A 7,464-nucleotide genomic window follows, 5' to 3' on the forward strand; every position below is an offset into this window, starting at 1 on the left:
CTTTTAATTTATTGCCTCCTGGGCTACGGGGGATATTGCTTTACCTGCATTTTGATAAGGGTTTGACAATCCTTTCCCAGGCGTTTGTTACCCGCTTCATGCTCAATATGATGGGGTGGTAAATGTCTATCAAGATCCATCACGGCGCCCCTGGTTCCTATAAGTCGTCAGGGGCCATTCATACCGATGTGTTGCCAGCCATCAAGGCAGGCCGTCATATCGTCACCAACGTGCGTGGCTTCACGGCTGAGCGGTGTAGAGAGGTCCTGGGCAAGGCGGTGCCGGATGACTTCCAGGTAACGTATGTCGAAACCGAATCCCAGGAGGGTCGGGATCATTTCGCTCGTTTCTATCACTGGGCACCCAAGGGTGTTTTCTTCCTGGTCGATGAAGTACAGCGGGTATTTCCACCTTCCTGGCGCCAAAGCGATTTAGACCGTCTCGCTTATCCAGGTGGCACGGAGCAGGCCAAGCAGGATGGCAGGCCGGAAACAATCGACGTGGCCTTTGATATGCACCGTCACCATAACTGGGATTTCGTTTTCACCACGCCGAATATCAGCAAAGTGCATTCCGTTGTTCGCGCCCCTGCAGAAACCGCCATCCGCCATACGAATATGGCCGTGTTGGGTATTGGTGGTCGCTACAAGACCGTTCTCCACCTGTCGGATAACTCCGGCACGTCTGCCTCTCATGTGTTGCAAGCCAAGCCATTCAACAAGGTGCCCAAGTATGTTTTCAAACTTTATGATTCAACTACAACCGGTAAAGTCTCGGATACAGCTGCGGGTAGCTCGATATTACGAGACCCTAAAATACTGTTTTTTCTGGGTGTTATGGGATTCTGTCTCTACTTTGGTTTCATCAAGCCTGAGTATATTGATGCTCCTGCTAAGGCCGTTCAGGGCGCTGCTGCCGCTGCTCCGGTTTCTGGGGCGGTGGGTGATACGCCCGCTGATGGGGTACGTCCTGGCGGCGCTCCTGTTGCGTCTCCTGGCGGGGTTCTTTCTGTAGGGCCGTTCGCTGGCTATCGTCTGGTTATCAGTTGCCATGTGTTGGTGAAAGAAGATCCAGGATCATTTCGGGTCGATTATTGCTTTTCTCTTCGCAAGGGCGATGACGTGCAGGCCCTTCATAGTGATGACTGGCCGGACGAACTCGCTCGTGTGGTTGCAATGAGCGCCTGCCATGCGGTAGTGAAGTACCAGGGCCAGCCGGTGGATGTGTATTGTGACCCTGATGGGGATACCCTGCGCAGGAAATACAATGCTGCCCTCTTTGCTGGCGGCGATACCAAAAATGCACCATCGGATGACCGTTCATAGCTAGTGAACGGGTATAAAAAATATAACCGCGTCACTGCGAACGGTCTTCCCCGGCCATACCGCATTACGTGAAAAACATTTGGTAACGGTTACCAAATCGATTGCCTATTTAGTCACTGTTGCTATAATGATTATGGTAACGGTGACTAAAAGGGGTTCGTCATGGACTACAAATCTCAGATTGCTCAACTTCGTGCGCGGTATGACAGTCTTCTTGTGGCTATCAAGAAGGACAACATTTTCGATATGATTGATGCGTTAGAGGCTCTTGGTCTTACGCCTTCTGATTTACCTCTTGAGGAGCCAGTCTGGCCACGCAGGCCAATCCCGCTTCGGCGAGCCATCGAATCCCTTATGATTGAGGCTGATATGGCCGCTGATAAATTGGAGAGGGAAGCTGTTTCCTTGCCGCCCAGGCCACCCAAGAAGCCTGCCGTTTATCCTGATTCGTCCAAGCAGCTTCATGAAGCGATGAAAGAGCTCAACGCCAAGAACGCGGTGATGATCGCCGAAGTTATTGCAAAGCGTTCATCCTCGAATCCAGAGGCCGTCTTTGCCGAGCAATCATTAGAGGTAACTGTGACTAAAATAAAACCAGCATCGAAGAAACCCAAAGCCAGTCCTTCGGTAACCGTTACTGAAATACATCAAGAGCCTGAACACGTTCCAGCTATTGAATTGGTAACAGTTGCTAAAAGTGTCCCCTCCCCCGAGCTGGCCAAGCCCAAACGTTCCCGTGGAAGGCCAACTGCTGGCGAACGTGCCATGACTCCAGCTGAGAAGCAGGCCGCATATCGTTCTCGCCTGAAGCAGAAAAAAGTCACTGTTACTTTTGACCGTTCAGATGCTGATGAGCTGCTGACATATCTGACGGCCATCGCCGCTGATATGACCTATCCACTCGATAAGCAATTGGCTGTTCGTCTTCGGGATGCCTGTCAGTCTGCTTGGGTTGGTCAACTAATCCCGCGAGCTACGTCATCTGAAGAGGAGTAACCGTTACCGAATCAGGGGCGTTAGCCCCTACAAGCCGCCCCTCTATGCTAATTTGGCCCCTACAGTCTCGCGGCGGAACACGCGGATATAGCCCCGAGACTGGATCCCCCCTTCCCTGCCAAACCGATCTTTAATGCCCCAGTTAGAGCGACCAGCCGAAGGCTATGGGGCGCGTGTGGTGACTGCCTTGTCCTCCTGTCGAAGACAAGCCGCTATTACGGTCTTCTGTCATCTTTTCTTAGCCCTTTCAGGGTGATAAGACGATTCTTTTCGACAATCAGTGTCGTCCTACGTCATTCAGATTTTGGGCTCGCCTGTAGCTCGTGGCACAATGCGCGCCTCGTTTATTGGTTTGGGGGAGATATGACTCCGGCGCAGATGAAGCAATATGGTAAGGGGTTGGGCCTGTGGCAGGACAACGAGTTGGCCACCGGCGAGCCGATCCAGTATCTGAAAAAAGATGATGTAGGCTTCGTTCAGCTGATCAAGAAGGCCGAGGGGATGTGGCTGGGAACGGATGACGAGTGCAAGAAGCCAGTCAATCCAATAGAAAATGGTGTCTTTGTCTGGACTGAGATTAAAGGTGCTGGACACGCTTTCGTTTCTGTTCATGAGAGTAACAGCCCGTTTGTTTATACATATGGTCGATTTGGTCGAGTCGGAAATCCTCGAGGGGCTGTTGGTGATGGCATCTTGAATTTCTTCAAGTATGACGATGCCAGAGAGTATTATCGTGATGAGCTTTATAGTAAGTCAGCTAGAGTTTTCATGATTAATGATGCTGATCCTGCCATTGCTAGAAAGTATTTTGAACGTCTTTGGTCTAGCGGAGTTCCTGCCATCCCTACTCCTGATATGGGCGAGAAGACAAAGAAAAACGGTCATACCATTGATAATTATGATGTAACAGGGAAGAACTGCACAACACATACTACCGATGGAGTTAAAATGGCTGGTTCCTCTGTTTTTAAGGGCGGCTATACAACAAATTCTCAAATGAGGATTGATTCTGAGGAGGATTTCGCTGTTCCTGTATCTTTGCAGCGTTATCTGATAGAGAAGATTTCGGGGTCTTCTATGCAGGTCGTAGAGGTTACTGCTGAATTTAGAAAGCAATACCCGAACGCTACCGAGGCATTGCCAGCTAATGATGATGTGATATTTCGTGCATTGGCTGAGGTTGCATCAGCAATCGGTAAGTTATCACCTTATTCTGGTGGTTCAGTCGGTGGTATATTGAGTGGAGTGTCAGATGTTAACAACTAAAACGAAAACCATTATACGCTGGTCGGCAATTGCATTTATTTTTCTAGGCTATTATTTTTGGCTGGCCTTGGCATCTTTATCATTTGGCCACATATCAGAAAAAGAAAGTGTTCTTTTGTCTGGCCCTGTTTCGTTAGAGTATCATAGGGCAATAATAGAAAATATTAATGAAGCAACGAACATTGTTTTTGAAGCTGCAATACTCGGTTTCCCAATATGTATGTTTCTTATTTTGCTGATTTTTAAAAAGGTAAGGTGATAAGGTTTGATTAGAAAGGTGGCTGCCCCTACAAGCAGCCACCTTTTTCTCCAGCAGTCTCGCGGCGGAACACGCTGATATAGCCCTGAGACTGGATCATCCCCTTCCCTGCCAAACCGATCTTTAATGCCCCAGTTAGAGCGACCAGCCGAAGGCTATAGGGCGCTGGTGGTGGCTGCCTTTGCTTCCTGTCCCAGACAAGCAGCTCCCAAGGTCTTATGATATATAGTCATCAAGATCATTGACGAAAGGAGTCATATCAAGCTCGAACCTTTCTCTGCTGGCTGAGGCTTGGTATACATTTATGTGCGATAAACTTGGGTGTGATTTTATTTTTTTATATAAGAGACAGTTATCAATATAATCTGATTTACAGCCTAGATATATCGATGCTATTGATTCTGGGTTGATTGATAGCATAAACATTAGATCATTTTCCTCGTTGACCATTTGTATGTCTACTTCGGTCAGGTTTTTGAATCTAAATCCATTCTCAGTATTAATACGCTCAATCTCATTGAATTGACTTTGATAAAATTCAAAACTATTAGTTTTACTGTTGAACTGGATATAGTCGTGATGTGACAATGGGATGATTGAACGATGTTCTTTTTCATATATCCAGTCATCACCCTTTGTTATTAAAGTTTTTAGTATGGCCTTTTTAACCAGTTGGGATCTATTTTCCGATTGAAATATATCTGTATGTGGATCATATCTGATATTGTCATAGTTTACTTTTATTGGTCTGTAAAATGCTGGGAGTATTGAGTCTATTTTATGTCTGTGGTGGTCTAAAAAATTTGTTTTGTATCCTATACAAATCCCTTTGTGTTCGTTTGCATAATGTGACCACATCAAAATATTTCTTGGCGTTTCAGTTAGAGATACGACCCCTACATGGCTTAACAATGAATAAAACTGTATCTCTTTGCCTAAATTTCTTTCCTTGGTTGCGTCATAACCTAGCATTTCATTTTTTATGTTTTTATTTACTATGCTTTCAAACGGGTCATTTAGCTTTCTAATATAACTAATTTTAATTGTTGGGTTTAAAAAATAATTAATATCAAGCTTTGAGTAGTATTTATATAAGATTTCCATGAGTCTTCTGCTCCCCCCCGTGTAGTAATACGGGGGGAATTCTACCCCATCCCCTACCCTCTCGGAACCCTTCCATCCTCGATGGTAGGGCCATACGGGCAACCTCTCGGCCCAGGCCCACTCGGGCGAGTGTTTAGAGCAGGGGCCCTTACACTAAAGCGCGGGGGGCGCAGCCTCCAGCTTTTGCAACGCGCCGACGAGTACCTTTCCTATCCACCCAATGGTCTGTGGTAGCATTGACCATGATATGAATAGGAGTTTCCATGGACTACACATTGATTTCGGGGATCGTTGGTGGATTGGGTATTGGTACGTTAATCAGTACAGTCCACTCGGACTTGAGAGCCCGCTCATCTAAGCGAACGGATCGACAGTATGAAGAAATGAGAACTGCATATCTGGGACTCTTGGATGCACTTCATAAGGCTGCTGTAGAGCCGTCTGATGCAAACTCCAAGGGTTTTGCTCTCTGGCAAACGCGCTGTAATCTTTTTGGCTCCGAGGAAGTATCCCTGTATGCACAGAGGATGGTGGATACCAATGACGGGCCACGTTCTGAGAGAAATGAAGCTTACAGCAACCTCTTTAAAGCCATGAAGGCTGATTTGAAGAAATGAACGAAATGGGGGCCGTAGCCCCCACCATTCACATAACGCCTAACTTTTTCCTCCAGTAGAAAGCGGCCATCTGTCGCTCTGATCTCTCCGCTTGGATGATGGCTATGGCCTCCAGCCTTCGCCTGTCATAGGTGACTCCTGTCGGGGAGACAAGGCAATCATTCTTCATCCGCCAGCCTTCCCATTCCTTCCAGATAGTGGGCAACTCCCTACCCGAAGCCATACGCATAAGCCGTTTATAAGCAGGTGGGATCTCTTTGCCCTTATCCCAATATGTGACCTGCTTCACAGAAACGAAACATAGATTTGCCACCTCTTCAACTGAAAAGCCGCATTCAAACCAGCGAAAAATGAAGTTTTTGGTCAACTCTCGTTCCATCCAAGTAAATACCTGATAAACCAGCAAAATTGCGTGGGCTGGCTTATCGGCCGGTTTCGGATGGGCATTTAACAAAACGTAGCATTATGCGCGGTCAGGCTTGTAGGTAGAACAAAGGGGCCGGAGGCCCCTAGATATGAGATACATCAATGCGTTGTATCATTTTTCATCTATGTTATTGGGCTTAGAGCTATCACGATTAGCACGAATATATTCAACATCATTCACCACAATAACATGATGATTTGGATGCTTTTTTTGCTTTACCTCTGTAACCGCTTTACTACGAGAAATCGTGCCACGACCAGGTATGGTGTAGCTCTGATTTTCACCATTTTTACCGTCAGCATTGCCTCTAATGATTTTAGCCATAATCATTGTTCTCAACGTTGAGCTGCTTTGAGTCGTTCTTCTGGCGTAAGTTGCTCAAACTGCAAGTAACGGCCTTTTGGAGATTGATGCAATGGCTGCAATCCACTTCCCAAATCAACAATCCCAACGATTTCTCCCGAATCCTGCAATGCCCACATGGCTACAGGAAAGACAGCAACATTAACGGCATCTACACGATAGTACCAACCATCAGCAGGTGTGATCTGCATGATTTTTTTTGGATTATCCATACGCCCCCAGGCTATTGAATGATAAAAATCGAGTTCAAGAGAAGAACCAAGCTACAAGATGCCGATAAATAGGGTTATCGGCATAATGAGTAAATCCTACTTCTTCCAAACGTTTTCTGGTGTCGAGGCCGCATAAAGTACGTTAAGCGCATCCTGTTCCTCTTCCATAGTGCTGCCAGCCTTCAAATTCTTTGGTAGCTCTACGGCAACAGTGAACTTTACCCTGCTGGTTTGCTGATATGCGTTGGATTCCTGAGCTGATCCACCAAGGCTAAAAACCTTTATCAATGACACTTTCCCCTCCCCCTGCAACTGCGAACCTTCACTTACAACCAGCGCAACATCAAAATCTATATTGGTAAGACGTGGAGATCTTGATGCAATGTGGTCATGAGGGTTCACTCGCCCTCCCAGGCTGGCAACATCATCAGACGCATTGGATACGCCTCTGGCTATTTGTTGAATAGCCGATTGAACAAATTCCTCTAGCTGCATCACGATACCTCGAGTCAGATTTTCTATTGAGCGGCATGATCCATACGGATATTGGGGCGGTTGCTTGCAAAACAAGAGCTTAATGATAAAACCCCCACTTAGTGAGAGATAACACCCCTCCCCCGTGGATGTTGTGAGCATGGTTGTCTGGGAATTCCCCCCGTATTACTACCCGGGGGGCTTGAACAGCAACAGCCCGAAAAGACGCACTGACAAGGCGTAAGAGCTTGGCATGGGCTTGTCTACGACTGGAGGATTAGGAGTTACCAGCCACGCCCTATAGCCTTCGGCTGGTCGCTAGAACTGGGGCATTAAAGACCGGTTTAGCAGGGAAAGGGGTGATCCAGTATCGGGGCAAGATGGGCGTGTTTCGCCGCGAGACGGTAGAGGCAAAAATGGG

The 7,464-nt window shown here is 47.1% G+C and carries 11 protein-coding genes; 6 read left to right on the plus strand and 5 right to left on the minus strand.

Going from position 1 to position 7,464, the window contains the following annotated elements; translation table 11 throughout:
• Positions 1-11: 11 nt before the first annotated feature.
• From GWQ22_RS20250 to GWQ22_RS20270, 5 genes are all read left to right on the plus strand, one after another.
• Positions 12-122, plus strand: coding sequence for a DUF2523 family protein (locus GWQ22_RS20250; RefSeq protein WP_275931462.1), 111 nt, complete (start codon positions 12-14; stop codon positions 120-122).
• Positions 123-1,325, plus strand: coding sequence for a zonular occludens toxin domain-containing protein (locus GWQ22_RS20255; RefSeq protein WP_275931454.1), 1,203 nt, complete (start codon positions 123-125; stop codon positions 1,323-1,325).
• A gap of 162 nt (positions 1,326-1,487) precedes the next feature.
• A complete protein-coding gene (locus GWQ22_RS20260; RefSeq protein ID WP_275931455.1) occupies positions 1,488-2,321 on the plus strand; it encodes a hypothetical protein in 834 nt (277 codons plus the stop codon).
• 363 nt (positions 2,322-2,684) lie between these two features.
• A complete protein-coding gene (locus tag GWQ22_RS20265; protein WP_275931456.1) occupies positions 2,685-3,587 on the plus strand; it encodes a hypothetical protein in 903 nt (300 codons plus the stop codon).
• The gene (locus tag GWQ22_RS20270) at positions 3,574-3,846 is read left to right on the plus strand and encodes a hypothetical protein (protein ID WP_275931457.1); all 273 of its coding nucleotides are present in this window, start codon (positions 3,574-3,576) and stop codon (positions 3,844-3,846) included. The genes GWQ22_RS20265 and GWQ22_RS20270 overlap by 14 nt, the downstream gene beginning before the upstream one ends.
• A 216-nt stretch (positions 3,847-4,062) precedes the next feature.
• Here the strand turns inward: GWQ22_RS20270 and GWQ22_RS20275 are convergent, their stop codons facing one another.
• The gene (locus tag GWQ22_RS20275; RefSeq protein WP_275931458.1) at positions 4,063-4,950 is read right to left on the minus strand and encodes a DUF2971 domain-containing protein; all 888 of its coding nucleotides are present in this window, start codon (positions 4,948-4,950) and stop codon (positions 4,063-4,065) included.
• A gap of 263 nt (positions 4,951-5,213) precedes the next feature.
• Between GWQ22_RS20275 and GWQ22_RS20280 the strand changes: the two genes are divergently transcribed.
• Positions 5,214-5,567, plus strand: a complete 354-nt coding sequence (locus GWQ22_RS20280) for a hypothetical protein (RefSeq protein WP_275931459.1) — start codon at positions 5,214-5,216, stop codon at positions 5,565-5,567.
• A 28-nt stretch (positions 5,568-5,595) separates the two neighbouring features.
• On the opposite strand, the gene GWQ22_RS20285 is transcribed toward GWQ22_RS20280, so the two are convergent.
• The 4 genes from GWQ22_RS20285 to GWQ22_RS20300 form a co-directional block, all read right to left on the minus strand.
• Positions 5,596-5,946: a DUF3653 domain-containing protein gene (locus GWQ22_RS20285; protein ID WP_275931460.1), complete on the minus strand. Its 351-nt coding sequence runs from the start codon at positions 5,944-5,946 to the stop codon at positions 5,596-5,598.
• A 159-nt stretch (positions 5,947-6,105) separates the two neighbouring features.
• Entirely contained in the window at positions 6,106-6,318 is a 213-nt protein-coding gene (locus tag GWQ22_RS20290) for a DUF3892 domain-containing protein (protein WP_106843736.1), read from the minus strand.
• 11 nt (positions 6,319-6,329) lie between these two features.
• Positions 6,330-6,569 carry a methionyl-tRNA formyltransferase gene (locus GWQ22_RS20295; RefSeq protein ID WP_146142128.1) on the minus strand — a complete coding sequence of 80 codons (240 nt, stop codon included), beginning with the start codon at positions 6,567-6,569 and terminating at the stop codon, positions 6,330-6,332.
• Between the two features lie 96 nt (positions 6,570-6,665).
• A complete protein-coding gene (locus tag GWQ22_RS20300; protein WP_275931461.1) occupies positions 6,666-7,064 on the minus strand; it encodes a hypothetical protein in 399 nt (132 codons plus the stop codon).
• Between the last annotated feature and the right edge of the window lie 400 nt (positions 7,065-7,464).

It is taken from the genome of Aeromonas sp. 1HA1, assembly GCF_029237385.1.
Taxonomy (GTDB): domain Bacteria; phylum Pseudomonadota; class Gammaproteobacteria; order Enterobacterales; family Aeromonadaceae; genus Aeromonas; species Aeromonas popoffii.